Below are 3,211 nucleotides of genomic sequence, written 5' to 3' on the forward strand. Positions count from 1 at the left end.
GCCAGCGCCCGGATGTCGAGGTTCTGCGAGCCGGGAAGCTGCTGGAAGCTGCCGCCAGCGCCGCAGCGGGACGACAGCCACACCCCCCCGCCCGAACGCGCGGCCAGCGCCACGAAGCCGGTCCCGGCGGCGCTGGTCGCGCTGGCGGCGGCGTAGAAGCCGGTGCCGCCCGGTCCCACCTCGACAGCCTGCAGGCCCGGCGTGGCAAGGTCGCGCTGCAGGCAGCCCTCGGCCCCGGCGATCACCAGCCAGCGCCGGCCTTCCCGCGCGGTGACGGCAAGGCCGTGGACGGGTTTCGGCAGAACCTCGAGCCCGGTCCAGTCCTCGCCGCAACTGGCCGAGCTGCGAAGCTCGGTCTGGCCGTCGGGGCGTTCCAGCGCCAGCGCGAGAAAGCCCGGCAGGTCCGGGTCCGCCGCCAGCGCCCGGGGCCGCAGCCCTTCGCCGCCCGCCACCCGTTCCCAAGCCTGCGCATCGTCGAGCGAGCGGTAAAGCCCGTCGGGCATCAGCGCGTAAAGCGTGCGCGGCTGGTGGGGGTCGGCCACCAGCGCGCCGACCGGGCCGTCCGGCCCGTCGGTGGTGGACAGGCTGACCCCTTCGGCATAGCGCACGCCCGGCTCGGCCAGGATCGCCTCGTAGACTTCCGATATCCGCAGCGCCTTGCCGGCGGGCCAGCCGCCCAAGGGGGACAGCAGCGCGTTCAGCCGCCGCGTCACCCGCCGTTCCAAGGCCGCGATGTCCTCGGACGGCGAGGCGGTGATGCGGGCCTCGACCGCGGCGGGGCGGCAGCGGGTCCAGCGCACGGCGACGCGGACCCCGATCGGGCGATGGGCGTCCAGCAGCCGCTCGGCCCGCTCGCGCAAGGGCTCCTGCCGGTGGGCGGCCAGCATCTCCTCGGTCACGGCGCCGGTCTCGGGGTCGGGGGGCACCTGCGGGACGATGCGGACCTCGACCACGCCGGGGCGGCCGAAGGACCACAGCGCCAGTTCCGCCTCGGCCCCGGCGCGGGCGACGCCGCCCGCGGCCAGCGCGACGCGTTCGAAATCCCCGGCGGTGATGGCGGAATCGGGCATCCGCACCGCGTCCGAGCCCCGCGCCACGAAGGCGGCGGGGGTTTCGGCATCCTCGCCCCCCGTGGCCCGCGCGGGATTGGTGACCGACAGCCCCGGCACCGGCTGGCGCAGCCGGGTCAGGGTGCCGGGCGGCACGTTGCCCGCCCGCCCGCCGCCGACGAGATACCAGGCCCGGATCTCGGCCCCGCGCGGGGGGATGGCGAAGCCGCCCGCCCCGTCGCCCGCGCGGATCACCCCCGACAGCGGCGCAAAGGTGATCCGCCCCGCCCGGCGGTCGGCGACAAAGGCGCGGGGCGGCTGGCCGGGACGGAAGCCCGGCACCTCGTCCCACAGCACGAAGACCCGGCCTTCCAGGCTGATGGTGTGGGCCTCGGGCGGCACCTCGTCGCCGCCCGGCCATTCGACGCCGACCCGCAGGGTTTCGGCCACCGGCAGCGGGCGCGGCACCGGGCCGCGGCGCAGGGTGAAGCTGCGCCCGGCCTCGCCGGTGCCAAGGCCCAGCAGCTCGCCCTCGACCGGCTCGGCCTGGACGGCGGGCACCTCGGCGGCGGTTTCGCCCGCCGCAAAGCGCAAGGGGGCGCAGGTGGAAAAGATCACCTTGCCCTCGGGGTCCGAGACGCGCAGCCCTTCGGGCCATTCGGCCGCCGGAAGGTCGTCGCCCGCGCGGCTGGCCTGCAGCCGCGTCTCGGCCGCCGCGGCGGGCAGGGGCAGGACGCCCAGAAGTTTCAGCAGTTCCAGATGCAGCCGCCCCGGCAGGCGGTTCAAGCGATACAGCATCGTCTCGGTCAGCCAGGCATAGACCTCGACCAGCGTGATCCCCGGATCGCCGGGGGAATGGTCGGTCCAGTCGGGGCAGCGGGCGCGGATGATCGCCAGCGCCTCCTCGACAAGATCGGCAAATCGGCGGCGGTCGATCAGGTCCTCGTCACGCATGGCCGCCCCCCAGGTCGAGCGTGAAGCCGAGGCTGCCGTGCTGCACCGTCCGGCGGATGCGGTATTCCAGCCAGATCCGCAGCGCCTCGGGCGCGCCCTGCGGGTCGGGGCCGGCGTCCAGCCGCAGGATCTCGACCCGCGGCTCCCACCGGCGCAGGGCCTGGCGGACGTAATGGATCGCAAGCCCCGCGGTGGTGGCGTCGTTCGGGGCGAAGACCAGCCGGTCCAGCGGGCAGCCGTAATCGGGCCGCATCACCCGTTCGCCGGGCACGGTGCCCAGCAGGATCATCAGCGACTGGCTGATGAGGGCCGGGCCGCCGACCATCGCCACGGCGCCATCCGCGGCAAGGCCCGGGCCGCCTAATGGGGCGAAAAGCCATCCCTGCAAGCCTGCCATCGCGCCCCTCCCTCATTCCCGCAGGGTGACGAAATCCTGACCCGCCGCGCCGACGGAAAAGGGCACGACGCCGAGCTTGCTCCAGTCCGTTTTTCCGGTGGCGGAAAGCTTGGCCATCGGCTGGCCCCCGATGAAGACAAAGGCGGAATAGGACGCGGCCTCGTCCACCGAGACCGTCCTGAAACAGGGCGGGTTGGCGGGCGTCGCATGCGGGCAGGCCCGGATCGGGCGGTTCAGAAGGTCGGGGCGGACCAGCACCGGCACGCCCGCGATCCGCACCAGGTCCTGCGAGGCTTCCAGCCCCACCCGGCCGCCATGGGCGCAGCGCAGTTCGGCCTGTTCGGTCAGCACCTTCAGCATCGTCTCATTCCCGTTCGAACCGGATCTCCGCCGCCCGGATGGTGATGGTCCGGCGCGGCGCCTCGATCACCAGGTCGGCGGCGGCGGCAAGCCGCACGCCGCCCGGCCCCATTTCCAGAAGGCTTCCGCCCGATGTCGCAAGCGTCACCGCGGCCCCGCCGCCGCCGAGGTCCAGGACCTGCCCGCCCCCGGTCCGCAGCACGATCCCGTGCGGCTGGCGACGCGCCTCGGGGGGCAGGGCCTGCGCCCCGAACAGCCCGCCCAGCAGGATGCCGCGGGCCGGGTCGCCTTCGGGAAACAGCACCAGCAGGTCGTCGCCCTTCTGGGGCAGCGCCACCATGCCTCGCCTGCGCCCCGCCCCCGGCGCAAGGCAGGCCATCCAGCCCGCGTCGAGGCCGCCGAAATCCGGCAGCTCGATCCGGCAGCGGCCCATCTTCTCGGGGTCGCTGTC

Annotated in this window: 4 protein-coding genes; all 4 read right to left on the minus strand. The window is 74.6% G+C overall.

Translation table 11 applies throughout. The annotated features are described in order from the left end of the window. On the minus strand, window positions 1-2,003 hold a 2,003-nt coding region (locus Q4F04_RS14280; RefSeq protein WP_303370473.1), incomplete at its 3' end, for a baseplate J/gp47 family protein. After that, entirely contained in the window at window positions 1,996-2,400 is a 405-nt protein-coding gene (locus tag Q4F04_RS14285) for a GPW/gp25 family protein (protein WP_303370474.1), read from the minus strand. The genes Q4F04_RS14285 and Q4F04_RS14280, both read right to left, overlap by 8 nt. 12 nt (window positions 2,401-2,412) lie before the next feature. Next, window positions 2,413-2,760 carry a hypothetical protein gene (locus Q4F04_RS14290; protein WP_303370475.1) on the minus strand — a complete coding sequence of 116 codons (348 nt, stop codon included), beginning with the start codon at window positions 2,758-2,760 and terminating at the stop codon, window positions 2,413-2,415. 4 nt (window positions 2,761-2,764) lie between these two features. Beyond that, window positions 2,765-3,211 (minus strand): phage baseplate assembly protein V (locus Q4F04_RS14295; protein WP_303370476.1); only part of this gene is annotated, 447 nt, incomplete at its 5' end.

Origin of the sequence: Paracoccus sp. (in: a-proteobacteria) (assembly GCF_030536915.1) — a bacterium.
Lineage (GTDB): Bacteria > Pseudomonadota > Alphaproteobacteria > Rhodobacterales > Rhodobacteraceae > Paracoccus.